The organism is Streptococcus sp. 27098_8_134, assembly GCF_041431675.1.
In the GTDB taxonomy this organism is placed as follows: Bacteria; Bacillota; Bacilli; order Lactobacillales; family Streptococcaceae; genus Streptococcus; species Streptococcus sanguinis_R.
The window spans coordinates 41,549-67,193 of record NZ_JAPVYD010000001.1 but is presented as its reverse complement, the minus strand read 5'-3'; the positions used below and the strand labels follow the sequence as shown (position 1 = coordinate 67,193).

25 protein-coding genes are annotated in these 25,645 nt (G+C 40.7%); all 25 read left to right on the top strand.

From position 1 onward, the window contains the following. Positions 1 to 128: 128 nt before the first annotated feature. The 25 genes from O3620_RS00315 to O3620_RS00195 all read left to right on the top strand — a co-directional run bounded on the left by O3620_RS00315 (position 129) and on the right by O3620_RS00195 (position 25,589). Positions 129 to 1,010, top strand: a complete 882-nt coding sequence (locus tag O3620_RS00315) for a phosphate ABC transporter substrate-binding protein PstS family protein (RefSeq protein WP_011836816.1) — start codon at positions 129 to 131, stop codon at positions 1,008 to 1,010. Next, complete coding sequence (pstC, locus tag O3620_RS00310) at positions 1,007 to 1,924, top strand: phosphate ABC transporter permease subunit PstC (protein ID WP_002895771.1); 918 nt, start codon at positions 1,007 to 1,009, stop codon at positions 1,922 to 1,924. Before O3620_RS00315 ends, pstC begins: the two co-directional genes overlap by 4 nt. After that, a complete protein-coding gene (gene pstA / locus O3620_RS00305; RefSeq protein ID WP_002895770.1) occupies positions 1,914 to 2,798 on the top strand; it encodes a phosphate ABC transporter permease PstA in 885 nt (294 codons plus the stop codon). The genes pstC and pstA overlap by 11 nt, the downstream gene beginning before the upstream one ends. A gap of 10 nt (positions 2,799 to 2,808) precedes the next feature. Next, on the top strand, positions 2,809 to 3,612 hold the full coding sequence (gene pstB / locus O3620_RS00300; RefSeq protein WP_002895769.1) for a phosphate ABC transporter ATP-binding protein PstB: 804 nt from the start codon (positions 2,809 to 2,811) through the stop codon (positions 3,610 to 3,612). A 75-nt stretch (positions 3,613 to 3,687) separates the two neighbouring features. Continuing rightward, entirely contained in the window at positions 3,688 to 4,446 is a 759-nt protein-coding gene (pstB, locus tag O3620_RS00295) for a phosphate ABC transporter ATP-binding protein PstB (RefSeq protein ID WP_033179139.1), read from the top strand. 14 nt (positions 4,447 to 4,460) lie between these two features. Continuing rightward, the gene (phoU, locus tag O3620_RS00290; RefSeq protein WP_002895767.1) at positions 4,461 to 5,114 is read left to right on the top strand and encodes a phosphate signaling complex protein PhoU; all 654 of its coding nucleotides are present in this window, start codon (positions 4,461 to 4,463) and stop codon (positions 5,112 to 5,114) included. Positions 5,115 to 5,272: 158 nt separating this feature from the next. Continuing rightward, entirely contained in the window at positions 5,273 to 5,902 is a 630-nt protein-coding gene (locus O3620_RS00285) for a hypothetical protein (RefSeq protein WP_032912934.1), read from the top strand. A 140-nt stretch (positions 5,903 to 6,042) separates the two neighbouring features. After that, positions 6,043 to 6,648 (top strand): hypothetical protein, encoded by a 606-nt coding sequence (locus O3620_RS00280; protein ID WP_002919207.1) that lies wholly within the window; start codon positions 6,043 to 6,045, stop codon positions 6,646 to 6,648. 129 nt (positions 6,649 to 6,777) lie between these two features. Further along, a complete protein-coding gene (locus O3620_RS00275) occupies positions 6,778 to 7,398 on the top strand; it encodes a hypothetical protein (protein ID WP_002919205.1) in 621 nt (206 codons plus the stop codon). Positions 7,399 to 7,655: 257 nt separating this feature from the next. Continuing rightward, entirely contained in the window at positions 7,656 to 8,273 is a 618-nt protein-coding gene (locus O3620_RS00270) for a hypothetical protein (RefSeq protein ID WP_002919202.1), read from the top strand. A gap of 170 nt (positions 8,274 to 8,443) precedes the next feature. After that, a complete protein-coding gene (locus O3620_RS00265) occupies positions 8,444 to 9,055 on the top strand; it encodes a hypothetical protein (protein WP_002919200.1) in 612 nt (203 codons plus the stop codon). After that, on the top strand, positions 9,046 to 10,383 hold the full coding sequence (locus tag O3620_RS00260) for a hypothetical protein (protein WP_371601296.1): 1,338 nt from the start codon (positions 9,046 to 9,048) through the stop codon (positions 10,381 to 10,383). Before O3620_RS00265 ends, O3620_RS00260 begins: the two co-directional genes overlap by 10 nt. Before the next feature lie 10 nt (positions 10,384 to 10,393). Then, positions 10,394 to 10,690: a hypothetical protein gene (locus O3620_RS00255; protein WP_371601295.1), complete on the top strand. Its 297-nt coding sequence runs from the start codon at positions 10,394 to 10,396 to the stop codon at positions 10,688 to 10,690. An 8-nt stretch (positions 10,691 to 10,698) separates the two neighbouring features. Beyond that, entirely contained in the window at positions 10,699 to 11,025 is a 327-nt protein-coding gene (locus tag O3620_RS00250; protein ID WP_002934028.1) for a hypothetical protein, read from the top strand. Between the two features lie 166 nt (positions 11,026 to 11,191). Beyond that, positions 11,192 to 13,732 carry a M1 family metallopeptidase gene (locus tag O3620_RS00245; protein WP_371601294.1) on the top strand — a complete coding sequence of 847 codons (2,541 nt, stop codon included), beginning with the start codon at positions 11,192 to 11,194 and terminating at the stop codon, positions 13,730 to 13,732. Positions 13,733 to 13,883: 151 nt separating this feature from the next. Beyond that, complete coding sequence (locus tag O3620_RS00240; RefSeq protein WP_371601293.1) at positions 13,884 to 18,098, top strand: GbpC/Spa domain-containing protein; 4,215 nt, start codon at positions 13,884 to 13,886, stop codon at positions 18,096 to 18,098. Positions 18,099 to 18,365: 267 nt separating this feature from the next. Beyond that, on the top strand, positions 18,366 to 18,650 hold the full coding sequence (locus O3620_RS00235; RefSeq protein WP_048773161.1) for a helix-turn-helix domain-containing protein: 285 nt from the start codon (positions 18,366 to 18,368) through the stop codon (positions 18,648 to 18,650). Positions 18,651 to 18,705: 55 nt separating this feature from the next. Further along, complete coding sequence (locus O3620_RS00230; RefSeq protein WP_002904310.1) at positions 18,706 to 19,032, top strand: multidrug efflux SMR transporter; 327 nt, start codon at positions 18,706 to 18,708, stop codon at positions 19,030 to 19,032. Between the two features lie 3 nt (positions 19,033 to 19,035). Next, positions 19,036 to 19,851, top strand: coding sequence for an SDR family NAD(P)-dependent oxidoreductase (locus tag O3620_RS00225; protein ID WP_371601292.1), 816 nt, complete (start codon positions 19,036 to 19,038; stop codon positions 19,849 to 19,851). Between the two features lie 181 nt (positions 19,852 to 20,032). Then, a complete protein-coding gene (locus O3620_RS00220) occupies positions 20,033 to 20,515 on the top strand; it encodes a hypothetical protein (RefSeq protein ID WP_002919185.1) in 483 nt (160 codons plus the stop codon). Between the two features lie 105 nt (positions 20,516 to 20,620). After that, a complete protein-coding gene (locus O3620_RS00215; protein ID WP_002897753.1) occupies positions 20,621 to 21,295 on the top strand; it encodes a response regulator transcription factor in 675 nt (224 codons plus the stop codon). Continuing rightward, on the top strand, positions 21,285 to 22,676 hold the full coding sequence (locus O3620_RS00210) for a sensor histidine kinase (protein ID WP_371601291.1): 1,392 nt from the start codon (positions 21,285 to 21,287) through the stop codon (positions 22,674 to 22,676). Before O3620_RS00215 ends, O3620_RS00210 begins: the two co-directional genes overlap by 11 nt. Before the next feature lie 15 nt (positions 22,677 to 22,691). Then, positions 22,692 to 23,630, top strand: coding sequence for a ketopantoate reductase family protein (locus O3620_RS00205; RefSeq protein ID WP_002906765.1), 939 nt, complete (start codon positions 22,692 to 22,694; stop codon positions 23,628 to 23,630). A gap of 113 nt (positions 23,631 to 23,743) precedes the next feature. Beyond that, positions 23,744 to 24,130 carry a VOC family protein gene (locus O3620_RS00200; protein ID WP_002895748.1) on the top strand — a complete coding sequence of 129 codons (387 nt, stop codon included), beginning with the start codon at positions 23,744 to 23,746 and terminating at the stop codon, positions 24,128 to 24,130. A 61-nt stretch (positions 24,131 to 24,191) separates the two neighbouring features. Continuing rightward, on the top strand, positions 24,192 to 25,589 hold the full coding sequence (locus tag O3620_RS00195) for a polysaccharide deacetylase family protein (protein ID WP_002906763.1): 1,398 nt from the start codon (positions 24,192 to 24,194) through the stop codon (positions 25,587 to 25,589). Positions 25,590 to 25,645: the final 56 nt, after the last annotated feature.

Below are 25,645 nucleotides of genomic sequence, written 5' to 3'. Positions count from 1 at the left end.
TATTAGGAAAAGCTGGTATTATATGATATAGTTGAAGATGTGAATGTATTGAAAAAAGCTTCTTTTTGCTAAGTAAGAAATACTAAAGATACTTCCCATCCTCTTGATTTTATTAAAGGAGAAATCTTTTGAACAAATTGAAAAAATTTGCTTTAGCGCTGACAGCTCTGGGCTTAGGACTCACCTTATCAGCTTGTTCATCATGGATTGACCGTGGTGAATCTATGACAGCAGTAGGGTCAACTGCTTTGCAGCCTTTAGTTGAAGCGGCAGCTGATGACTTTGGCTCCAACAACATCGGTAAAACGGTCAATGTGCAGGGTGGTGGATCTGGTACAGGTCTGTCTCAAGTGCAGTCTGGAGCTGTTGAAATCGGGAACTCTGATGTTTTCGCTGAAGAGAAGGAAGGAATCAAAGCGTCTGACTTGGTGGACCATAAGGTCGCTGTGGCTGGTATTGCTGTGATTGTCAATAAAGAAGTTGACGTGGATAATCTAACGTCCGAGCAGCTGCAGAAAATTTTCACTGGTGAAATCACCAACTGGAAAGAACTGGGCGGTAAGGACTTGGAGATTTCGATTATCAATCGTGCGGCTAGCTCTGGGTCCCGCGCAACTTTTGACAGTGTCATCATGGATGGGAAATCAGCTGTGCAGAGTCAGGAGCAGGATTCCAACGGTATGGTCAAAAATATCGTTTCGCAAACTCCTGGTGCGATTTCTTATCTGTCCTTTGCCTATGTTGATAAGTCTGTAAAAACCTTGAAACTTAATAACTACGAGCCAACAGCAGAAAATGTTGCTACCAATAACTGGTCGCTCTGGTCTTATGAGCATATGTATACACTAGGCAAGCCGACTGGTCTGGCTGCTGAGTTTTTGGACTATATGCTGTCAGATGATGTTCAAAAAGGTGTAGTTACCAGCATGGGCTATATCTCAATCAACGATATGAAAGTCAGCAAGGACGCTGATGGGAATGTCACAGCAATAGAAGGAGATTCAAAATGAAAAATGAGGAATTAACCAAAAAGTTGTTATCGCCTTCTAAAAATTCTCGCTTGGAGAAGTTTGGCCGCTATCTGACTTTTGCCTGTCTGTCACTGATTGTGGTGATTGTGGCTATGATTCTAATTTTCGTTGCTCAGAAAGGTTTATCCACTTTCTTTGTCAACGGCGTTAATGTTTTTGATTTTCTTTTTGGTGGTGTCTGGAATCCTTCTGGTAAGGAATTCGGTGCCCTGCCAATGATTTTAGGCTCCTTTATCGTTACTATTCTATCTGCTCTGATAGCAACTCCCTTTGCGATTGGTGCAGCTGTCTTTATGACAGAGGTTTCTCCAAAAGGAGCAAAGATACTGCAACCTGCGATTGAGCTTTTAGTTGGTATTCCGTCTGTTGTTTATGGATTTATCGGTCTGCAAATCGTAGTACCTTTTGTCCGTACAGTCTTTGGCGGTACGGGTTTTGGGATTTTGTCTGGTATTTTTGTGCTCTTTGTCATGATTTTGCCGACAGTAACCTTTATGACGACAGACAGTCTGCGTGCTGTGCCGCGCCACTACCGTGAAGCAAGTCTGGCTATGGGAGCTACGCGCTGGCAGACCATTTGGCGGGTAACACTCAAGGCTGCTCGCTCAGGTATTTTTACAGCTGTGGTCTTTGGAATGGCGCGTGCCTTCGGTGAAGCCCTAGCTATCCAGATGGTCGTTGGTAACTCTGCAGTGATTCCAACCTCTTTGACAACACCAGCAGCTACACTGACCTCTGTCCTGACCATGGGAATCGGAAATACCGTTATGGGAACAGTGGATAATAACGTTCTCTGGTCTCTGGCTCTGGTGCTTTTGATGATGAGCTTAGCCTTTAACAGTGTGATTAAACTAATTACAAAAGAAAGAGGTAAGAAAAACTATGCACGCTAAGAAATTAGATAAATTGGCGACTGGTGTTCTCTACACAATAGCGAGTATCATTGTTGCTATCCTTGCCTCTCTCATCCTCTATATCTTAGTTAGAGGTCTGCCGCATGTTTCCTGGTCTTTCTTGACAGGGAAATCCTCTTCTTACCAAGCTGGCGGTGGTATTGGGATTCAGCTATACAATTCCTTCTTCCTGCTGGTAATTACTCTGATTATCTCTGTGCCTCTTTCTATGGGGGCTGGGGTGTATCTGTCAGAGTATGCTAAGAAAGGACCAGTGACCAACTTTGTCCGCACCTGTATTGAAATTCTATCTTCACTGCCTTCGGTAGTAGTTGGGCTCTTTGGTTATTTGATCTTTGTTGTCCAGTTTGAGTATGGCTTCTCAATCATTTCTGGTGCCTTGGCTCTGACAGTCTTTAATCTGCCTCAGATGACGCGGAACGTCGAAGACAGCCTGCGTCATGTCCACCACACCCAACGTGAAGCTGGTTTGGCCTTGGGAATTTCCCGCTGGGAAACGGTCCTGCATGTGGTCATTCCAGAAGCTTTGCCTAGTATTGTGACAGGGATTGTACTAGCTTCCGGTCGTATCTTTGGTGAGGCAGCAGCCTTGATTTATACAGCAGGTCAGTCAGCGCCGGCTCTTGACTGGTCCAACTGGAATATTTTCAGTGTCACCAGTCCTATCTCAATCTTCCGTCAGGCTGAAACCTTGGCCGTCCATATCTGGAAGGTCAACAGTGAGGGAACAATTCCTGATGGAACAGCTGTTTCTGCTGGTTCAGCAGCAGTTCTCCTGATTTTTATTTTGATTTTCAATCTGGGAGCCCGCAAACTGGGCAGCTATCTGCATAAGAAATTAACCTCTGCTTAAAGGAGAAGAAATGACAGAATATAATTGGAATGAAAAACATATCATTACTTTTCCTGAAGAAAAGGTAGCCCTGTCGACCAAGGATTTGCATGTTTACTACGGTAAAAAGGAATCCATCAAGGGCATTGATATGCAGTTTGAAAAAAACAAAATCACTGCTTTGATTGGCCCGTCTGGATCAGGGAAATCAACCTATCTTCGCAGCCTTAACCGCATGAACGATACCATTGATATTGCCAATGTGACTGGAGAGATTCTCTACGAGGGGATTGATGTCAACCGCCCTGAAATCAATGTTTATGAAATGCGTAAGCATATTGGCATGGTTTTCCAACGGCCAAATCCTTTTGCCAAGTCCATCTATCGAAATATCACCTTTGCTCATGAACGGGCTGGTGTCAGAGATAGAAAGGTTTTGGATGAGATTGTGGAGACCTCGCTTAAGCAAGCAGCTCTTTGGGATCAGGTCAAAGATGACTTGCACAAGTCAGCCCTGACTCTCTCTGGGGGTCAGCAGCAGCGGCTCTGTATTGCCCGTGCTATCTCAGTCAAACCAAACATTTTGCTCATGGATGAGCCAGCGTCAGCCTTGGATCCGATTGCGACCATGCAGCTTGAAGAAACCATGTTCGAACTTAAGAATAACTATACCATTATCATTGTGACCCACAATATGCAGCAGGCTGCCCGTGCTAGTGACTACACTGGATTCTTCTATCTGGGCGACTTGATTGAGTACGATAAGACGGCTAATATTTTCCAAAATGCCAAGCTTCAGTCCACTAATGACTATGTTTCAGGTCACTTTGGTTAAGCTGCCGTCCGTATTCATCACGATTCAACAAGCTTAGTCTTTGCTTGAATGTAAAATAAAATGAAGGAAAAACGTATGACAGAACCTATTTTGCAAGTCAAGGACTTGTCGGTTTATTATAATAAAAAGAAAGCCCTTAATAGCGTTTCACTTGATTTCATGCCAAATGAGATTACAGCTTTGATTGGACCGTCAGGCTCAGGTAAGTCAACCTTGCTCAAGGCCATCAACCGAATGGGCGACCTGAATCCAGAAGTAACAACTACAGGAACGGTCATTTATAACAGTCACAATATCTATGGTCCGAGGACAGATACGGTAGAGCTTCGCAAGGAAATCGGCATGGTTTTCCAGCAGCCCAATCCTTTCCCTATGACCATCTATGAAAATGTGGTCTATGGACTTCGGATTAATGGTGTCAAGGAAAAGGCTGTTTTGGACGAAGCAGTAGAACGATCCCTGATTGGAGCTTCTATCTGGGACGAGGTCAAGGACCGTCTGCATGATTCCGCTATCGGTCTTTCCGGTGGTCAGCAGCAACGGGTTTGTGTTGCTCGCGTGCTAGCTACTAGCCCTAAGATCATTCTCTTGGACGAGCCGACATCAGCCTTGGACCCAATCTCTGCTGGGAAAATCGAGGAAACCCTCTACAGTTTGAAAGACAAATATACCATGCTTTTAGTCACTCGCTCCATGCAGCAGGCGTCTCGGATTTCTGAAAAAACAGGCTTCTTCCTTGGTGGAGACTTGATTGAATTTAATGAAACCAAGAAGATGTTCCTCAATCCAGCCCATAAAGAGACCGAAGATTACATTACTGGTAAATTCGGATAACAGAAAGGAATCTTATGCTTAGAGTACAATTTGAAGAAGATTTAGAAAAACTTCATAATCAATTCTACGCGATGGGAAACGAAGTCCTATCGCAGATTAATCGGACGGTGCGTGCCTTTGTTACACATGACCGTGAACTGGCTCGTCAGGTCATTGAAGACGATGCTGAAGTTAATGAATACGAAGTGAAACTGGAGAAGAAATCTCTTGAAATCATCGCCTTGCAGCAACCTGTGTCTCAGGATTTGCGAACCGTTATCACCGTGCTGAAAGCCAGCAGTGACTTGGAACGCATGGGCGACCACGCCGTATCTATCGCCAAAGCTACTGTTCGGATGAAGGGAGAGGTCCGCATCGAGTCTGTAGAAGATGCCATCAGCAAGATGGGGCGCGATGTTAAGAATTTCGTTGAAGAAACCCTAAATGTCTACCTCAATGGGAACGTAGACCAAGCTTATGCCGTAGCAGCTATGGATGAGAAAATCAACCAATACTTTGATGATATTCGCGATCTTGCTACAGAGGAAATCAAACAAAATCCAGAACTGATTGTTACTGGCCGTGACTACTTCCAAGTTATCTCTTACTTGGAACGAATCGGCGATTATGCCAAGAATATCTGTGAATGGGTTGTCTACTTTGAAACAGGTAAAATTATTGAGTTGTGATGATAAAAAAGGTACGATTTATTTCGTGTCTTTTTTGTATATTCTCAAGAATTGTCAGAATTCTGTTTTGTGTTTTAACTTACAACTAACTATGTTATACTACGAGAGTAGAGTCAAAAATTATATATTTTTATATTAGTAGATAATGGAGAATGTTTATGAAGAAAAAGATCATTTTCACCTTGGCAGTTCTGATGTTTCTCATTCCAGGTGGAATCTTTGGTATGACAAAGTGGATTGAATACCAAAACTCACCCTATAATGTTAGTGATGTTTTAGACGATAAAGGAGTAAAACTTTACAAACGAGGATTTCGTTTGTTAGAAGAACAACTGGCAACTTACATTAAAGAGCATTACTCTGGTGTCAGTAAAATAGAGTTTTCACCAATTTTTGTCCAAGGTGGGGATGGGCAAAGCATGTTTCGGGCAACAATTGTGCCTGTCATTTATGACAATCATGGTAATAAGGTTTATTTAGGACGTTCTGTTGGAGAAGAAGATTTTGGACGTTTTACAAGTAGTGGAAGTATTCAACTTAACTTCGATGGGCACGATAATGAAATTATTGAAATAAAGTCTGATGACGGCTATCTCAATATCTCAAATAGTGAGAAATTGCCTAAAAAAGCAAAATTATCAACAAGCAAACGAATTGATAATAATATATCAGCTTTGATTAAAGCTGGACATACAAAGGATATAAAAAAGAATCAAAACGGAAGTCCTCATGCTGAAGTGAAATTTAATACTCAAATTAGAAAAGGAGAACATTTCAAATGGCGTTGATAGAATGGCATTATTTATATTAAATAACGCTTAGCAAGACTAATAATTTGTAGAAAGTTAAATCATAAACATGATGAATCTTACCTTGTTGTTATAATCCTTATATATGCGTTCTAATTACAAATTTTTTACAGAATATAATGGAGAGACTGATGAAGAAAAAAATCCTTATAATGATTGCTGTTTTGGTTATGTTAGGTTCAGGAGGAATCTATATATACAACAGAGTAACCAAAGTCAACTTTAGCCCTAAAACAACCAAGCTCTATCAGCGAGGCTTTCGACTCTTAGAAGAGCAAATTGGCACTTATATTAAGGAGAAATATTCAGGTATTGAAAAAATTGAATTTTCTCCAATTTATGTTACCGGTGATGATGGATCTTCCATGTTGAACGCCTATGTACGTCCGACTATATATGATAAATATGGGAATAAAGCTACTTTGGGTACGCAAATAAAAAAATATGTCCCAAATAGTTTTGGGATTGAAGCAGATCTTGTTCTTGATTTTGACTGGAGTGGTAATGAAGTAATTGAATTATTTGATTCAGATGACGAGAGTATTGATGTCTCAAATGCTAAAGAACTCCCTGAAGAAGCTAAATTAACAGATGCAAAAAGTATAGATATAAATATTCAAATGTTAGTTGAAGATGGTCAGTTAAAAGATGTTGTCAAGGATGGAAAAGGAAGCTCTGAAGCACAGATTATTTACAATGTTAAGCTAAGCAAAGAGGAAGATTGATGTGACGTGAACTAAGCAACAAATACAACTATTTTCTTATGTAGTTGAGGATAGAAGTTTGCCAAGAATAATGAAAAAGATTTTATATGACAATACTAAGGTATTATATTTTTCTATTAGAAAAGAACTATGAAAACGCGTTATAATGGAGGTATATTAGTGAAAAATAAGATTACTATTGTTTTAACAATTCTATTCATTGTAATATTAGGAGGAATCTACATGTACAACAAACTGACAAAACCTAACCTTAGCCCCAAAACAGCCAAACTCTATCAGCATGGCTTTCGACTATTAGAAGAACAATATGGAACCTATTTCAAAGAACACTATAAAGGTATTGAAAAGATTGAGTTTTCCCCAATCTACATTACTGAGGAAGGGTCAACTTTCTCAAATGCCTATGTACGTCCGACGATTTATGATAAATATGGGAATAAAGCAACATTAGGAACAACAATAAAGAACTACACACCTAATAGCTATGGTTCGATTACTCATATATTTCTTGATTTTGATGGTTCAGGAAATGATGTTATAGAATTAATGGACTCAGAAGGTAATGACATTGATGTTTCAAATGCAAAACATTTGCCAGACGAAGCAAAGCTCACGAAGGCTAGAAGTACAGATGAAAATATTTCTTTATTGGTTGAAGACAGTCAGTTAAAGGATGTTGTTAAGGATGAAAAAGGAAGCCCAGAAGCTGAAATCATTTACAATGTTAAGCTAAGTAAAGAGGAAGGATGATGTGGCTTTGTCTGATCAAGAGGTTTGAAGAATGTAGTTAGATCTTAAGAAAGACGTAAAGAATGAAAGCGAAGTTATTTATAGGATTTGAAATAAAACTTTTTTATGTAAAAGACTCCAGATATTATAAACAGATAATTGAGAGCGCTTTTATAAAAAATGAATGAGACCAGAAATAATGGTATGACTAGAAATATTATGATATACTATAATTAAAAAATAAAAGCGTTTTCATAAAGGTGTGAGGTAGGTAAACAATGAAGAAAAAAATCATTTTCACCTTGGCAGTTCTGATGCTTCTCATTCCAGGTGGAATCTTTGGTGTGAGAAAGTGGATTGAACACCAAAACTCACCCTATAATGTTAGTGATGTTTTAGACGATAAAGGAGTCAAACTTTACAAACGAGGATTTCGTTTGTTGGAAGAACAACTGGCGACTTACATCAAAGAACACTATTCAGGAGTCACTAAAATAGAATTTTCACCTATACTAGTTCGAGGAGGTGACGGACGATATATGTTTCATGCCAATATTGTTCCTATAGTTTATGATGAATATGGAGATAAGGCGTATTTAGGTAAAAAAATTGGAAATCAAACATTTGCTCATTATGATGATTTTAGTAGTATTAGACTCGATTTTAATGGCTGGGATGAAGAAATCATTGAAATAAGAGTTGGTAGTGAATTTATTGATATATCTGATAGTAGATGTTTACCTGAAAATGTAAAACTTAATTCTGTTAAAGAAATTGATGAAAATATTGAAGCGCTTGTCAATGCTGGTCACCTAAAAGATGTGGTAAAAAGTGAAAAAGGTAGTCCTGATGCAGAAATTAGTTATAATACTGACATAAAAAAAGGAGACCGATAAAAATGGCGTTGATAGAATGGCATTGAAGGAGTCAAGGTGATAGTATTAAATCCTTTTCAACAGAATATACTTTTCTAAAAATTAAGGTAAAATATCTTGAAATTACTAATTATGATATAATGTATGTAAGCAATTTGTTTGCAATTTGATTAATAAAATGGAGGAAATTGATGAAGAGAAAAATCTTTGCAATAATAACAGTTCTTGCAGTTTTAATTTTTGGAGGAGTATTTTATATGGTAAATTCACAAAAAAGTTCGACAGGACTTGATGCAAAAGAAGAAAAAATTATCGAACATGGGTTTCGCTTGTTGGAAGAACAGATTGCGACTTACATCAAGGAGAACTATTCAGGGGTTTCTAAAATAGAATTCTCACCAATTTTCATTGAAGGTGGTAAAAATAATCCTCCATTTACAGCTGATGTAGTACCAGTTATTTATGATGAGGAGGGAAATAGGGCTGTTTTTGGAACTTTAATTGGCAACCATGCTTATGCCTCCTATGGGATACCCTATAGCATTTATGTAGATTTGGATTATGAAGATACGGAATATATTTTGTTAAGAGATTCAAATGGGGATCATATTGAAGTGTCTAATTATAATAAATTACCTAAGGAGGCTAAATTGACTTCTAATTCTCCTATAGATAATAATATAAAAGGTTTACTTGATGATGGTCAATTGAAAAAAATCGAAAAGAATGGAGCTGGGAGTCCGAATGCTAAGATAAACTATAATATTGAAATCAGAAGAGGGAGTCGTTTGGAATGGAATTAAGTCATGAAAATATTCAAAATCTCCATAGAGAGGTAAGAACTTGGAAGACGATTAAAGAAGGAACTACAGTAGACGCCGATGACGGCATGCAATACGAAATCATCAATTCTGAAAACTCCGTAACAGAGGCTGTTGCTGTTGCTCCTATTGTAGGTGGGAAAGCTGACTATTCAAAGACTATTGTCTTAACAGCTGGTACACAGAACAAGGTAAATCCATTGAAAAATTCTTTTGAAGAGATAGGTAATACTTTGGGGTCAGTAGAAGGTGCTGCTGACGCCGCCTATGTTTCTGGTTTAAGTCCCCAATATGCTAAAATGGATGAATTTTTCGCTGAAACACAGAAACGCTTGGAAGATAAAGGTGTGAAAGGTGGTCAAATTTGGTATTCTTCTGCTCATAGTCAGGCTGGAGTACCAAATGCAAAGCTTTCAGTAAAATATAGAGTTAAAGAAATTGTTAATTACTATGATTGGGGTGCTAAAAAGGCCGTAGACAGTGGACATTTTACAAAATCAGAGCTAAACTATTTAGAAAAGCATGCGATTATTTACTCAGATTCTGGGAAGCAAATTACGGGAATAGATGGAAATGGAGGAGCTATCCCCTACGGTCAAGTTCGCCTTTATGAAGGAAAAAGCCATAATATCCAAACTCCGTATTTAAAAGGTAATAATTATGATTTTGATAAGTATATCAAAAAAAATAAATTCGTTTCCGGCATGACAGAAAAACAGGTCCGAAAGATTGCTGAATATAAAGCAAAAACGTACAAAGTAAATGTAGCAATCGCAAATTATGGATTAGAGGATGGCAAGCAAAATCCTGAGTATTATGTTAGCGAGTATTTAAAGGAATATGGAAACTTTGCTCCTGAGCCTTCTAAACTGGATTTAATCGCCATAAATAGACAACACATTGATGAACTTCATGCTTCTTTAAGAACCAGCTCTGGCGACAAAAAAATTAGTTTAAGAGAGGAACTTGTTCGTACAAGTGCGCAAACAGCTCAGCTTCAGGCTGAAGTATATGAGCAAGAAATTAAAGATAAGATAAAAAGTGCTAAATCTAGTGTTGAAAATCATATCAAAGAACTGAGAGATGCAGCTTATACTCTAGCCCACAATCTTTCTGCTGATGAGATAGAAGGATTACTATCTGAGTTGAGCATATCAACTGCTTGGAATGATGGAAAAGAAGCAACTACCCTTGCCTCAGCAAGTGCATATACGACTAAAATGAAGGAAATCGCTGGTAATTTAAACAAGGCCGCTGATAATATCGTAGCGATTGATCAAAAAGGCGCCCAGATTTTCACAAAAAAATAGGAGGAAACGCATGATTGAACCAAATACAGAAGATCGAGCTGAAGCCGAACGCATAAAAAAAGAATATTTAAAGATTCAGGAACGAATTGCCATTCGCGGCTTGATTTCAGCTAAAAGAGCTGTCCTATTTGAAGAAAGTCAAGCATTGCAGAGTTGGCTAGATAGTCAAGCTGAGGCTATGAAAACTTTTGCCTCTACTCAAGTACCTGCTGACTTATCTGCGGCATTCACAGGTGGAGCAGCAGATTCAATCAAGGAGGTACTAGGCGCTGTTCCTAAGCCTAGTTTGACCAGCCCTATCTTATAGGAGGCTTTATGGAAATTCAAAAAAAGATTGATCGTCTTGATGATGATCACATAGCCTTTCGTAAGAAAGTTAGTGAGTATGAGTGGGATTACCAAGATATGAGACGAGAGGCTAAAAATGTTTCAGAGCAAATGAGCGAATGGATATTATCTTTTTGTCGTAATAGTCCTGATACCGTGCCCTCATATGAATTAAGACAAATAGAAGAAAATAGAGAAATTTTCGAGAGAAAAATTCAGCGTTATGAAGAACGGCTAAACAAAACTTATCATGAAGAAAATCGAATCTATAATAAAAAATTAGAGGAACTTGAGAAAGAAAAGAAGAACTCTTGACCTTTCTTCCATTTTCATAAACCTTATGGACAGGTCCTACCTGTCTTTTTGTTTGCATTTATTCTGCAACGAAATCTTCTAAATATGATACAATAATAACAGATTATAAGCGGACAAGTATGGCGGAGTAATCTTGCCATGATGTTCGTTAGATGAGGAGAAGCTGATGCAAGCAGTTAAACATTTTATTGAAACATTTGTTCCTGAGCACTATGATCTCTTTTTGGATCTGAATCGTGCCGACAAGTCTTTTTCAGGCAAGGTGACCATTACTGGAGAAGCTAAGACGAGTAAGATTTCCCTACATCAAAAAGATTTGACAGTTGAAGCTGTAGAGGTGGCTGGCCAAGCTCGTCCTTTCACTCTTGATAAGGACAATGAAGCTCTTTATATCGAGCTGGAAGCGGCTGGGCCTGTATTGGTGACAATAACTTATACTGGTAAGATTACGGACAATATGACCGGGATTTACCCATCTTACTACACGGTAGATGGTGTGAAAAAAGAGATTATTTCTACGCAGTTTGAGAGCCACTTTGCCCGCGAAGCCTTTCCGAGTGTGGATGAGCCAGAGGCTAAGGCAACTTTTGATTTGGCTTTGAAATTTGACCAAGCAGAGGGTGAATTGGCCCTGTCTAATATGCCGGAAATTGATGTTGAAAACCGCAAGGCGACTGGCGTTTGGAAGTTTGAGACGACTCCACGTATGTCTTCCTATCTCTTGGCTTTTGCTGCAGGTGATATGCAAGGAATTACTGCTAAAACCAAGAATGGAACTTTGGTAGGAGTTTATGCGACCAAGGCCCATCCAGAGAGCAATCTAGAGTTTGCTTTGGACATTGCGGTTCGCTGTATTGAATTTTACGAAGAATACTACGGAGTCAAGTATCCTATTCCTCAGTCACTTCACGTGGCTCTGCCAGACTTTTCTGCTGGGGCTATGGAAAACTGGGGCTTGGTAACCTATCGTGAAATCTATTTGCTGGTGGATGAAAATTCAACAGCTCTGAGCCGTCAGACAGTTGCCTTGGTTGTTGCACACGAACTAGCCCACCAATGGTTCGGAAATCTAGTGACCATGAAGTGGTGGGATGACCTTTGGCTCAATGAAAGCTTTGCCAATATGATGGAGTATGTCTCAGTTGATGCGATTGAGCCTAGCTGGAAGATTTTTGAAGATTTCCAGACCAGTGGGGCTCCTTATGCCCTCAAGCGTGACGCGACAGATGGCGTTCAGTCGGTCCATGTAGAAGTCAAGCACCCTGATGAAATCAATACTCTTTTTGATGGAGCGATTGTCTATGCCAAGGGCAGCCGTCTTATGCACATGCTGCGTCGTTGGCTGGGAGACGATGCCTTTCGTAAGGGGCTAGGCGCCTACTTTGAGAAGCATCAGTATGGCAATACCATCGGTCGTGATCTTTGGGATGCTCTTTCTCAATCTTCAGGCCGTGATGTAGCAGCTTTTATGGATGCATGGCTGGAGCAGCCGGGTTATCCAGTCGTCACTGCTAAGGTCGAAAATGACTGCTTGATTTTGACGCAGAAGCAGTTCTTCATTGGGGAGCACGAAGACAAAGGTCGTCTCTGGCCAGTGCCTCTTAACAGTAACTGGCAAGGACTTCCTGATACTCTGACGACAGAAAGACTGGAAATTCCTAATTATGCAGCCCTGGCAGCGCAAAATGAAGGAGCCCTGCGTCTCAATACAGAAAACACTGCTCACTATATTACAGATTATCAGGGTGAGTTGCTGGATGCTCTTCTGAATAATCTCAGCTCTTTGGACAATATCAGTAAACTGCAAATTGTGCAGGAGCGCAGACTTCTGGCAGAGTCAGGTAAGATTTCCTATGCGGACCTGCTGCCAGTTATCAGCAAGCTGGCGAACGAAACTTCTTATATGGTAGTTTCAGCTGTTTCCCAAGTGCTGGAAGGGTTGAATCGTTTTGTGGATGAAGACAGTCAGACAGAAGAAGATTACAAAGCCTTGCTGAAAATTCTCAGTCAAAGTAATTTCGACCGTCTTGGTTTTGAAAAACAGGACGGTGAAAGCGATGAGGATGAGATGGTTCGTCAGCTGATTGTGGGTAATATGATTAAGGCTGACGATGAAACGGCTAAAGCTCAAGCTAGCCAGATTTTTGACAACTATCGTGATAATTTGGAAAAACTCCCTGCCGCTATTCGCCTGCAGGTGCTGGTCAACCAAATCAAGCATCATGAAAGCAAGGAGCTGACTAAGCTTTATCTGGACCTATATGTCGCTTCAAATGATGGAAGCTTCAAAAATGCGCTTTCTACAGCCCTTTCTTATACGAAGAACAAGGAAACCTTGAATGAACTTTTAGCGACTTGGAAGGATAAATTTACTGTGAAACCGCAGGATTTGTCAGCTTGGTATGCCCGTTTCCTCAGCCGGGATTTTACTCAAGAAGCAGTGTGGACTTGGGCGCGTGAGAATTGGGACTGGATCAAGGCAGCGCTAGGTGGCGACATGAGCTTTGATAGCTTTGTCATTAGCCCAGCTGTGGTCTTCAAGACAGAGAAGAGATTAGCAGAATACAAATCCTTCTTTGAGCCGCAGTTAAATGATATGGCGATTAGCCGAAACATCAGCATGGGAATCAAGGAAATCGCTGCGCGTGTTGAACTGGTGAAACGCGAGAAAGAAGCAGTGGAAAAAGCAATTCGAGCTGCAATCTGATAGATTTGATTAAAATGACTAGAAAGTCTGAGATATGATCCTATCTCAGGCTTTTATTTATCATTTTGAGTATTTAAACATTGCTAATATGCCTTTGCTTTGATAAAATAGAACAATATGGACAATAAACAGGTAACTGTTTAAAGGAGAAATGGAGATTATAATGGAAAAGAAAATAGTCTATGGCTTCCGCAAGAGCCGCCTTTCTAAGGGCTTGTGCGGAGCTGTTTTGGGTGCAGCTTTGTTGCTAGCTGCTGGGTCGGTTCAGGCTGAGGAAAAGGTATCTTCAGCAGCCGATGAGTCTGCCCTTTCTGAAGCTGCACTTTCACCAACCGAAGCACCCCAGCCGCCTGCTGCCCCTGTTCAGTCGGAGCCAGTAAGTCAAGACGAGCTTCCTTTGGAGGTTTCTCATGCAGAAATAGACCAAGCTTTGGCAGAGGCCGAGAAAGCAGGAGTTCAGCTAAAGCAGGAGCCGCCTATTGATTTAGGAACAGCTAGAAATCCAGAAGAAGCTGCTAGTAAACGGGAGACAGCCCAAGCCGATTACGCAACTCAAGTCAAGGAAATACGCAAAAACACAGCAGCATATCAGGAGCAACTGAAGACTTATGAGAAAGAACTCAGTCAGAAAGAGTCTGCCAATCAAGCCTTGAAAGACCAATATGACAAGGCGCTGGCTTCCTATGAACAAGAGTACAGCCGTATTCAAGCTGAAAATGCTCAGCTAGAGGCGGATTATGAGCAGAAACGGACGGCTTATCAGGCAGAATTGAACCGTATAGTAAAAATCAATCAAGAGAAAGAAGCCTCCTATCAAGCGGCTTTAGCAGCCTATCAAGAGGATCGTTCACGGATTTTACAAGAAAATGCTCAAGCGAAAGCAGACTACCAAACTGCTATGGATAGCTATGCTACAGAGCTGAAAGCTACTCAGGAGAAGAATGCTCAAGCAAAGCGTCGCTATGATGAAAAGCTTGCTCAAGTCTCAGCTCGCAACAAAGCTGCCCAAGCTGAAAATACAGCCATTGCAGCACGAAATCAAGCAGCTAAAAAGGCCTATCAGGAATCAGTCAAGCAGTATGAAGCTGAAGTATCCAGACTGGCTCAGGTTAAGTCGGAAAAAGAAGCTGTTTATCAAGCTGCCTTGGCTGACTATGAAAAACAACTGGCTCGGGTTCAAAAAGAAAATGCTGAGCTAGAGCAGCAGTATCAGTCAGAATTGACGGCTTACCAGCAGGAAGTAGAACGTATTCAAACAGCCAATCAAGCAGCTAAACAATCTTATGAGACAGCCTTGGCTAAAATCCAAGAGCAGAACAAGGAGATTGAGGCAAAAAATCAAGAAGTCCAGCAGAAAAATGCAGCCTTAAAAGAGCAGTATCAGGCTGATTTAGCTGCTTATCAAGAGCGATTGGCTGAGATTCGACAAAAAAACCAAGCGGCAGAGAAAGACTATGAGAGCAAATTAGCTGCTTATCAAAAGAATCGCTCTCAAATCGAGGCATCCAATGAGGCCAAAGAAAGAGATTATCAAGCGTCTTTGACTGCCTATCAAGCTGAACTTGAGCGTATTCAAGGTGAAAATAAGAAGCGGCAAACCGCCTATGACTCAGAAAAAGCAGGAGTAACAGCCCGTAATGCTGCTATTGAAGCTGAAAACGCACAGATTCGTCAGCAAAATCAGGAAAAACAAGAGCTTTATAAAAATCAATTAACCCAATATGAGCAGGATGTAGCTCGAATCACCGAAAGCAACCAGAAAAGTCGAGAAGCATATGAGAAAGCCTTACTTGCCTATCAGGAGGCGACTGCTCAGATTGAGACGGAAAACAAGAATAAACTAGCTGCTTATCAGGCAGACTTAGCGACCTACCAAGCAAATCTTGCAAGAATTGAAGCAGAAAATCAAAGAATAAAAGAAGATTATGAGGCAAACCTTGCGGCTATTTCAGCGCAGAACGCAGTGATTGAGCAGGAAAATGCAATCATTAAGGAAAAAAATGCCCGATTGAAAGCCGACTATGATAAGCTCTTAGAAGAATATAAGAAGGCAAAATCTGCCTATGATACTGCCAAAACTAAGTATGATGCAGCTCTTGTAACTTTTGATAGAGAATTGCAGGAAGCGGAGGCTAAGAAAAATGAAGAAGGCTATCTCAGCAAAGTTGAAAGCCAGCCTTTTGTTTTCAAATCTGAGCCCCAGGCTGTCTTGACACTTGATCCCTCTATTAGAACCTATACCAATGATGAGCTGACTGATGAGGTTCGTTCTTGGGGAATGGATAAACAAGGAATATCTGATTTGACCAGTGTTTTAAAAGGGAAAGAACATCAGACTAAAGTTGTTCTGCAAAAAGATGTGCCTCTGGTAGCTACTTATACCAATATCAAAAATTCCAGTATTCAAGGCAAGAAAATCACTAAAGTTGTTTACACTTATACTCTTAAAGAATCAACGAAGAGTCAGGATAAGCTGCCAGTTTTCTTAGTTAAGGATCCGACCTTAACTGTGTGGACCTTGGATTTTCATGGCCAATCTCGAATCAATGTCCAAGCGGAGTTTTTCGATGAAGCTGGAGAAAAGCTTGATATGACAGGTTCGCTTGTCAGCTTCTCATCTTTAAATACGAATAAAGCTGCGATTGAGTACATCAAGAATTTTAATGGTGAATATGTTCCTATCACAGGATCTGCTATTAACATTCACCCAGATACCAGTGTTCATGCCGATATTTCTATTAACCATGAGAAGGAAGGCTCTCGCTTTGAGTATAATAAGTGGGATACACCTAATAGTCCTTATAACTGGTATGGCGCTATTGTCGGTAAGGCACAGGGCGATGTCATTTCATTTGATATTGGTTCACGAAATCGGGGTTCTGCTTGGTTTGTATTTAACTCAGATATTAAAGCTAAAGGTGTCCCAATGAAGCCTGTCGCTCCGACTGAGATCGCTCAACCACAAGAGCCAACCTATGAAGAGCTCAAGGCACTGCAGCCTCTTCCGAGTCAGCCAGTCTATCAACCTTTGCCAGAAGAGCCAGCTCAGCCGGCCTATCAAGAACTTCCTAGCCAGCCGACAGAAACTCAGCCTCTTCCCCTTCCAAATCGGCCTGAGGGGCCAGTAGCCCTACCGGAAAGAGATTTGGAAAGTCTGCCGAAAGAGCCAACTTATCTGGCTGAGCCTCTACAACCTCAAAAGCCTGTTTATCAAGAGGTGCCAGAAGAACCTAGCTCCCCTCCTCTATTGATAGAGCCGGCTGCAGTTGAAGAGCCAACTTATGAGGAGGAGCTGCCCTTGCTGAGCCTTCCGCAAACTCCGGTTGAAGAAGCGCTGCCACAGGAACCTCAACGACCTTCTTATTTGAAGGAACCAGAAAAACCTCAAAAAGATCCTGAAGTAAACACTGGTGAGGCTCCGAAACCACCTGTTTATGAAGAAGAAATTGCTTTAGAGGACCTGCCTCAGGAACCAAGCTATTTGCAGGAATCACAGCTTCCTCAAGAACCTGTTCTTCAGCCTGAGCCCCAGTCACCTATCAGAGAAAGTGACCTGCCTTTGATGGAGGAGCCTGACAAGCCGAACTATAAAGAGCTTCCTCAAAAGCCGGCTGAACCTAGCTATCAAGATTTGCCAAGCCGTCCGCAAGCGCCGACTCAAACTTATCACTTTAACCAGCTCTTTATCCAGTTAAAAGTCAGAGAAGAGCTGGAGAATGAGTCCAAGAAGAATATTCATCAACAAGAGGTTAGCCAGGGAAGTTTTGCTGTCCTTAATTTGGTAACAGATGCTTTGCCTGCTTATCGACTGCCAATTCATTCTTTCGTATTGGAAGATCGCCTGCCAGAAGGTTTTGAATTGGATCTAGAAGCAACCAGAGTGAAAAGTCCTGGTTATGAGGTTTCTTATGACCCGAGCACCAGAGTCTTGACTTTTGTTGCTGCACCAGGTTTGCTTGAACGCTACAATGCTGATTTGAATACTGCTACCGAAACGCTAGCTCCAGCAGCAGTTGGTCGACTCTTGTATCCAGGCAGAACCTATACCAATCATTTCAGCTTGCTGATTAATAATCAATACCGGATAGCATCCAATCAGGTTAGTGTTTCGACACCTCCTGCAGAAATTACTGTTCAAACAGCGCAAAAATTTGAGCTTCTTTCAAACCGAACTTGGCAGCATCAAAGATTTGCAAGTAAGCAAACAAGCAACTTGCAGCTATCTGTCAGCTACCAAACCAAAGAGAGAGCTTCTCAAGGGCAACTGCCTAAAACTGGAAGCAATTCGAGTGCTCTTCTCACTTATCTTGGATTTGCGACCTTGCTAGCGTCAGCTGGCTTCCGTCTTTCTAAGAAAAAGTCATAAAAAGATAAGCAGCTCCTGCATCCAGAGCTTTTGAACATGATAAATCAAGACTGAGACAATTTCGCCCCAGTCTTTTTTGCTGCGGATTTTTTGAGCAAATGGTCGATAGATGTATCAAGTGTTTTAGATAGGCAAGTATTTTAAGATGAACGTAAATCGTGTTATAATAGCCATGTCAAAGAATTTTTACTTACAATAATCACTAATGTTAAAGAATTTCATCTAGCCAAACAACTAAAAAATAAGTATGATGAGGAGGAAAAGATAATGTTAGGAAAACAATTGAAGTTTATACGGGAGCAAAAAGGCTATAGTCAAGCTCAGATTGCAGAATCACTAGGGACGACTCGGCAGACCATCTCGAACTGGGAAAATGATAAGACGATTCTAGATAGTGTAAGTCTTATTCGTCTAGCCAATTTTTACCAGATTTCATTAGATGAGCTATGTGGTCGAAATGCTTTATCTATCTCCAAAGATTCGAGCATAAAATCAATGATTTTGACAAATGCCTGTACACTTTGGACTTGCTTTGTTTCATCTCTCGGATAATTCTATTGATTTTCCTGCTAACTTTTTAGTTATTTAGAATATTAGGAGGAAAACAATGTTTTACTATTTTTATTTATCTCTCGCAATTCTATTTGAAATTGCCGCCACAAGCCTTTTAAAATTATCTCAAGGTTTTTCGAAACTATTTTTCGGTTGCCTTGCTTTGATGTTTTATGGCTTGTGCTTTTTCTTTTTATCTCTATCTTTAAAGGGCATTCAGTTAAATCTAGCTTACGCTATTTGGTCTGGAATAGGTCTAGTAGGGACAACAATATTATCTATTCTGCTTTGGCACGAAAAAGTAACAGCTGTAAGTCTTTTAGGGATAAGTCTAGTTATTGTCGGACTTGTTTTATTGAATTTATCACAAAAGACTCACTAGAGAATGGAGAATTATATGTTTGATAATTATTTTAAAAATAAAAAGGTTGTAATTATTGGTGCAAGTGGCAGTTTGGGAAGAGTCTATACACGAGCTTTCCATCAAGCGGGTGCTAGGTTATTCCTCTTAGGAAGAGATATAGATAAGTTAACGATGTTTGTGCAAGAATTTTCGTCTTTTATTCCAATAAGCTCAGTGGATATTACAAGTGAAGAGTCTCTAAAAAATGTAGTATCAGAGATACAAGAGTGGTCGGAATGTATAGATATTGTTATCAATGCAACTGGTTTTGATGTAAGAAAGTCTTTGTCAGCGCATTCCCTTGAGGACATAGAGCAAACACTATTGATCAATTTATCTGGCGCCATTCTGATTAGCAAGATTTTTCTGCCCTTATTAGAAAATAAAAAAGGTGCTACAATTGTGCATTCTGGCGGTTTTGCAGATGGGCGACTCGCTTTCCCTTACTATAGCGTAGATGTGGCTAGTCGCGCAGGGATTTTTTCTTTTATTGAATCAATGAATCGCGAATTAAAGCAGGAGCAGGAAAAGGTGTATTTAACCTATTTTTGTCCCAATGCTGCGGACACACCCTCAGAAAAGCCTTACCATCCTGTTTGGAATGAAATGGGGATTAAGATTTCAACTACAGACGAAGTTTGCCTAGCTTTGCTAAAAGGTATTAAGTCTCATCGAAGAGTCATCCTGATGGGGCGAGGGGCATCTTTGTTTGCTAAACTCAACCTTCTGTCTTCAAGATTAGCTGATTTTCTTTTATTAGATAAATATAGCCGTATATTGAAAAAGCACTTTGCATAATCCATTTTCCCTATCTTTCAGCCTTTTTTAAGAAAAAATTCAGTCCTGTTTAAGTAAAAATCTATATGATAATGCTATTCAAGTGAAAGGATGTGTATAGGATGACTTGTAAGCTGCATTAGCTTCTTGTTTGATAGAAACAGATTGAAAAATTTACAAAAGAAAGAAGGAATCGTATTAAATGGATATGGAAAAAATGATTGTTGTAGAAAAAAGTACAAAATGGTGGCTGACGGTTGCGACGGGTGGTGCTGTAGCAGTCGGACTTCTGGGCGGTTATGGTCTTGCGACAGCTATTCACGGTACAAACAGTCAGCAATCAGCTATTCAACAGTCAGCTACTGTGCCTGGAGTACCGGAGCAGGGACAAAATGGTCAGGATGTAGGAAATGGCATGTCTCCGCAACCAGGTCAGAATACTCAAAACGGCGGACCTGGGCATGGAGTGCCACCACAGGATGGTGGTCCAGTACAGAACGGTCAAGACCAAGAAATGCCGCCTCAAGACGGTCAGCAGTCTGTCAAGGACAAGAGCAAGAATTCTTCTGCTCAGCAAAATGACAACGGGAAGAAAAACAAGAAAAAGTCTTCAACGAACACAAATGAACAATCGGACAAGAACAATAATAAGTCGACAAAAGAAAATAAAACGTCGCAGTCGTAGAAAAAAACTTACTGATTTTGACCCGAGTCATGATATAATAAGAATAGCAAATAAAACAAAAACCAAAAGACATAATCTTGGAAAGTTTTATTGGAGGAAAGAAAAATGATTAAAATTCTATTGGTAGAAGATGACCTTGGACTGTCAAACTCAGTTTTTGATTTTTTAGATGATTTTGCAGATGTAATGCAGGTTTTTGATGGCGAAGAAGGTCTATATGAAGCAGAAAGCGGTGTTTATGACCTCATCTTACTGGATCTCATGCTGCCTGAAAAGGACGGTTTCCAAGTGCTGAAAGATCTCCGAGCAAAAGGAGTCACAACACCTGTTCTCATAATGACAGCTAAGGAAAGCTTGGATGACAAAGGACATGGCTTTGAGCTCGGAGCTGACGACTATCTGACAAAACCTTTCTATTTGGAAGAACTGAAAATGCGGATCCAAGCGCTCTTGAAACGCGCTGGTAAATTCAACGAGAATACTCTTTCTTACGGTGATGTGACGGTCAATCTATCCACAAATTCAACCACGAAGGCAGGTAAAGACGTAGAGTTGCTTGGTAAAGAGTTCGACCTCTTGGTTTATTTCTTGCAAAATCAAAATGTAATCTTGCCTAAGACTCAAATTTTTGATCGTCTCTGGGGCTTTGACAGTGATACCACTGTTTCCGTTGTCGAAGTGTACGTTTCCAAAATTCGTAAAAAACTGAAAGGAACGGCATTTGCGAAAAACCTACATACTCTTCGTAGTGTCGGCTACATTTTAAAAGATGCTGAATAAAATCAAGAAGACCTTTTATGCGGATGATTTCTCTTATTTCATTCGCTATTTTGGGTTGTTTACATTAATCTTCTCAGCCATGACCTTGATTATTATTCAGGTTATGCGCTCCAGCCTTTATACGTCAGTTGATGAAAATCTGAGGAATCTGAGTAATGATCCTAGTTCGGTAGCAGATTTGGCCTATCGGACGACAGGTCAGCAGTCTGATCCGAGCAATAAGGTCAACACTAAAAGTCCTAAAAGCAGTAAAGAGCCTGATGGTGATCCAAACGAAGAGCCTAAGCCTGACAATCTGACGACGCCAAATTTCAGTTCTAATACTTTCGCCCTGCTTTTGGACGATAATTATAAAAATATTTCCACCAGCAAGAGCGATGGCTTTCTGGACTTTAATTCATTAGAGTTTAACAAGTCCTATCTGAATCAAATCAAGGAAATTGTGATTGGCAACAGCTTTGGTCAGACAGAAAGCTATCGGGCTTATCTCTTTGATATTGATCCTAAAAATGAGTATCCTGATATCAAGTATGCTGTGGTCATGACTAGTATCAGCCAGCTGGAGCAGACCAGCAGCAAGCATGAGCAGTTGATTGCCATGGTCATGGTCAGCTTCTGGGGAATTTCTCTGATTGCCAGTATTTATCTGGCTCGTATGAGTGTCAAGCCTCTGCTGGAAAGTATCCAGAAGCAGAAGGCTTTCGTGGAAAATGCCAGTCACGAGCTACGGACTCCTCTGGCAGTATTGCAGAGCCGCTTAGAAACGCTCTTTCGTAAGCCTGAAGCAACAATCATGCAGAGCAGTGAAAATATCGCTTCTAGCTTGGATGAAGTGCGCAATATGCGCTTGCTGACGACCAATCTGCTCAATTTGGCCCGTCGTGATGATGGCATTAAGCCACAATATGGTGAAGTCGAACCAGAATTTTTTGATACGACCTTTGCTAATTATTGCATTATTGCAAGGGAAAATAAAAAGGCTTTTCATTCAGAAAATATGATTAAGAACCCTATTGTGACAGATCAAATTTTCCTCAAGCAGCTGATGACCATCCTATTTGACAATGCTATCAAGTACACAGATGATGATGGCGAAATCAGTGTCATGGCTACTTCGACGGATCGTTACCTTATTTTCCGAGTGGCAGACAATGGTCCTGGTATCAGCGATGAAGATAAGAAGAAGATTTTTGATCGCTTTTATCGGGTGGATAAGGCTCGGACCCGTCAGAAAGGTGGCTTTGGTCTAGGACTTTCTCTGGCCAAGCAGATTGTCGATGCTTTCAAGGGCACTATTTATGTCAAGGACAACAAACCAAGAGGTACGGTCTTTGAAGTTAAACTGCTACTGAAAGAAACGAAAAAGCGTTCTGTAAAATAGCGGGAGAGGCCTAATATGAACATTTTGGTTTATGGTGCTGGCACGATTGGTTTGACATACGCTTGGTTACTGTCTAATCAACATCAAGTTACTGTCTTAGTTAGAGAGCATAAGCTGTCGACTTTAGAGCAAGGCTTCACACTTTCTATTAAAGATTTAAGGAAAGATGAACAGGTCTATAAAGAACATCATTTCCAGCCGCCATTGGTGACGAGTATCGCTCAAGACTATGACTTGATTCTCTTAACGGTAAATAGTTTGCAACTAGAGCAGGCATTGAATCATTTGGCGGATATAAAGGAAAAAGCTCATTTACTTATTTTACAGAATAACTGGAATATCAACTCCAAGATTCCTTCTTATTTGGACAGAAAGCAGGTGTCGTTAGCTTTTCCTTCTTCTGTTGGAGGAGGGCGAAAGAGTGATGGTCGGATCCAAGCTATCATTTTCAAAGAAGCTACGTTACTTGATGATGATTCTTACACAGCAGAGTTGTCTCCTATCTTCACAGCTAGTGGGATAGGCATTGATGCTATGCCTAACTTGGCTTCTTGGATGAAGGTTCACTGCCTTCAGGAGGCGGTAATGGCAGGTGCAGTTGCAGAAGCGGGGACTTTTGATGCACTCTTGAAAGATAAAAAAGCAATTCGAAAGATGATTTGCGCTTGGCGAGAAGGTTTAGAACTCTGTCAGCGATATGGCATTCCTAAACATCGTTATAAACCTACTAAATATCTATCCCTGCCCTTATTTCTCTTGGTTCCAGTAATGAAGTTCATGTTGAGTCAGCCTTTGGTTGCCGAAATGGTCACAAATCATATGCATTCAGGCTATGCCGAGTGGGTTGATCAATATTTTGAAATCAAAAGAAGTGCTGAAAAGGAAAGCATTCCCATGCCTCAATGGAATTCGTATAGCGACTTCATTGAACATTTTTTGAAAAACAATTCTTAGCAGGCCTTAATGGCTTGCTTTTTATCTGGCTTTTATTTACTTTTTTAAAAATTTAATATAAGTTTTGCCCAAAATAGGGTATAATAATAAACAAGAAAGAATGAGGTGAAATTATGGCATCAAAAATGTTACATACTTGTTTACGTGTGGAGAATTTGGAAGCGTCTATCGCTTTTTATGCAGAGGCTTTTGGCTTTAAAGAGCTGCGCCGCAAGGATTTTCCAGATTATCAGTTTACTATCGTTTATCTAGGTTTGGAAGGCGATGATTATGAGCTGGAACTGACCTATAACTATGACCATGGTCCTTATGTGATTGGGGACGGTTTTGCTCATGTGGCACTTAGCACGCCAGACTTGGAAGGTCTGCACGCTGAGCACAAGGCCAAAGGCTATGAAGTGACAGATCCAAAGGGTCTTCCCGGCAACCCGCCTAATTATTATTTTGTAAAAGATCCTGATGGCTACAAGGTGGAAGTCATTCGTGAGAAGAGTCTCTAACATCTAGCTGCAGTTAATTTTGCAAGATAAATGATGATTTTTATTCATTTAGGACAGGTGTATGAAAAGACAAAATAACAAGAAACACGGAAAGAAAACACTCATTGTTCTCAGCTTGCTAGGTTTAGCTTTTGTTGCTGCTCTATTTCTGGGTGCTGTAAAAATTTACGCTATTTTCCAAGAAAAGGAACTGCAAGAGAAGGTTAGTGTGCTGATTTCTCAAGAAGAGACCTACCACGCTGAAAAAACTGAAAAGCAGAGCAAGATGATTGGCAGCCACTATGTGGAGTCCTTTTATCCTCTGCTGGATGGTCAGGTTATGGCAAGCGTCAAGGAGCAGATGGACGCAGATAGCCAGACGATTAAGGATAATCAGAAGAAGGGCGATAAGATTGAAGAATTGACCTTCTACTATGCTGAGGAAAAAGAAACGAGCCTGAAGGACGTCAAAGAAGTACTGGTGCATCGCAAGGACTATCATGTCAAAGAGATGAAAATCAGTAAAGGAGAAGAGCGGGAAGTTGCTGACAGCTACCTTGGTGCAGACGGCAGCCGTTTCACTCTGGATAAGCTCTTTCAGGATCCCGATGCAGCTAAGGAAATCTTCATCAACGAAATATCCAGCCAGCTGACCTTTAGACAGGTCGATGAGGCGGTGCAGACGGGAATTCTCAACACCCTCAATGGAACGGAGTTGGGCCAGTGGTCCTTCCGTTATGAGTACAGCCATTTTTCTATTAAATTGAGCAAGGAAGTGCAAGGCTTAACCAGTATTGACGTTCCTTTATCTAGCTTCTATGACCAGATCAATGCGGACTATCTGACTGGAGATGACTTGGCAGCTTATCAGAGTTTTGAGGCTAAGAAGCATGTGAAAATGGTTGCTCTGACCTTTGATGACGGTCCTGATCCTAAGACAACACCGCAGGCTCTGGATATCCTCAAGAAATATGGTGCCAAGGCGACCTTCTTTATGGTTGGGCAAAACATTGCTGGTAATGAAGCGATTGTCAAGCGCGTGCACAATGAAGGTCATCAGATTGGGATTCATACATGGGACCATCCAGTCTTAACCAAACTTCCTCTGGAGTCAGCCCAAAAAGAAATCCTTGATACCCAGACCGCTATTAACAATGTCATAGGCATCAAGCCAACGATTACGCGGCCTCCTTATGGAGCTATTAATGCTACAATTCAAAATTCGGTTGACCAGTCCTTTATCATGTGGAATGTAGACAGTCTAGACTGGAAGACACGCAATACTAAAGCTATTATGCAAGAGATTGCTAAAACTCAACCAGGCTCGATTATCCTCATGCATGATATTCACCAGACCAGTATTGACGCTCTGCCAAGTGTCCTCGAATATCTGAAGAGTAACGGCTATACTCTGGTGACGGTCAATGAGCTGCTGGAAGGTCAGCTAGAGCCCCATCGTATTTATTACGGCAGAGACTAAGACGGTCCTTGGGTTTAGATTTTTGAAATCGTTGTTGGTAATGAGTAGAAGCAAAA

What these genes read in the sequence shown, in the direction of transcription:
- pstC (WP_002895771.1), top strand. Translation starts at nt 1,007, where the DNA reads ATGAAAAATGAGGAATTAACCAAAAAGTTGTTATCGCCTTCTAAAAAT.
- pstA (WP_002895770.1), top strand. Translation starts at nt 1,914, where the DNA reads ATGCACGCTAAGAAATTAGATAAATTGGCGACTGGTGTTCTCTACACA.
- pstB (WP_002895769.1), top strand. Translation starts at nt 2,809, where the DNA reads ATGACAGAATATAATTGGAATGAAAAACATATCATTACTTTTCCTGAA.
- pstB (WP_033179139.1), top strand. Translation starts at nt 3,688, where the DNA reads ATGACAGAACCTATTTTGCAAGTCAAGGACTTGTCGGTTTATTATAAT.
- phoU (WP_002895767.1), top strand. Translation starts at nt 4,461, where the DNA reads ATGCTTAGAGTACAATTTGAAGAAGATTTAGAAAAACTTCATAATCAA.
- O3620_RS00285 (WP_032912934.1), top strand. Translation starts at nt 5,273, where the DNA reads ATGAAGAAAAAGATCATTTTCACCTTGGCAGTTCTGATGTTTCTCATT.
- O3620_RS00280 (WP_002919207.1), top strand. Translation starts at nt 6,043, where the DNA reads ATGGAGAGACTGATGAAGAAAAAAATCCTTATAATGATTGCTGTTTTG.
- O3620_RS00275 (WP_002919205.1), top strand. Translation starts at nt 6,778, where the DNA reads ATGAAAACGCGTTATAATGGAGGTATATTAGTGAAAAATAAGATTACT.
- O3620_RS00270 (WP_002919202.1), top strand. Translation starts at nt 7,656, where the DNA reads ATGAAGAAAAAAATCATTTTCACCTTGGCAGTTCTGATGCTTCTCATT.
- O3620_RS00265 (WP_002919200.1), top strand. Translation starts at nt 8,444, where the DNA reads ATGAAGAGAAAAATCTTTGCAATAATAACAGTTCTTGCAGTTTTAATT.
- O3620_RS00260 (WP_371601296.1), top strand. Translation starts at nt 9,046, where the DNA reads ATGGAATTAAGTCATGAAAATATTCAAAATCTCCATAGAGAGGTAAGA.
- O3620_RS00255 (WP_371601295.1), top strand. Translation starts at nt 10,394, where the DNA reads ATGATTGAACCAAATACAGAAGATCGAGCTGAAGCCGAACGCATAAAA.
- O3620_RS00250 (WP_002934028.1), top strand. Translation starts at nt 10,699, where the DNA reads ATGGAAATTCAAAAAAAGATTGATCGTCTTGATGATGATCACATAGCC.
- O3620_RS00245 (WP_371601294.1), top strand. Translation starts at nt 11,192, where the DNA reads ATGCAAGCAGTTAAACATTTTATTGAAACATTTGTTCCTGAGCACTAT.
- O3620_RS00240 (WP_371601293.1), top strand. Translation starts at nt 13,884, where the DNA reads ATGGAGATTATAATGGAAAAGAAAATAGTCTATGGCTTCCGCAAGAGC.
- O3620_RS00235 (WP_048773161.1), top strand. Translation starts at nt 18,366, where the DNA reads ATGTTAGGAAAACAATTGAAGTTTATACGGGAGCAAAAAGGCTATAGT.
- O3620_RS00230 (WP_002904310.1), top strand. Translation starts at nt 18,706, where the DNA reads ATGTTTTACTATTTTTATTTATCTCTCGCAATTCTATTTGAAATTGCC.
- O3620_RS00225 (WP_371601292.1), top strand. Translation starts at nt 19,036, where the DNA reads ATGGAGAATTATATGTTTGATAATTATTTTAAAAATAAAAAGGTTGTA.
- O3620_RS00220 (WP_002919185.1), top strand. Translation starts at nt 20,033, where the DNA reads ATGGATATGGAAAAAATGATTGTTGTAGAAAAAAGTACAAAATGGTGG.
- O3620_RS00215 (WP_002897753.1), top strand. Translation starts at nt 20,621, where the DNA reads ATGATTAAAATTCTATTGGTAGAAGATGACCTTGGACTGTCAAACTCA.
- O3620_RS00210 (WP_371601291.1), top strand. Translation starts at nt 21,285, where the DNA reads ATGCTGAATAAAATCAAGAAGACCTTTTATGCGGATGATTTCTCTTAT.
- O3620_RS00205 (WP_002906765.1), top strand. Translation starts at nt 22,692, where the DNA reads ATGAACATTTTGGTTTATGGTGCTGGCACGATTGGTTTGACATACGCT.
- O3620_RS00200 (WP_002895748.1), top strand. Translation starts at nt 23,744, where the DNA reads ATGGCATCAAAAATGTTACATACTTGTTTACGTGTGGAGAATTTGGAA.
- O3620_RS00195 (WP_002906763.1), top strand. Translation starts at nt 24,192, where the DNA reads ATGAAAAGACAAAATAACAAGAAACACGGAAAGAAAACACTCATTGTT.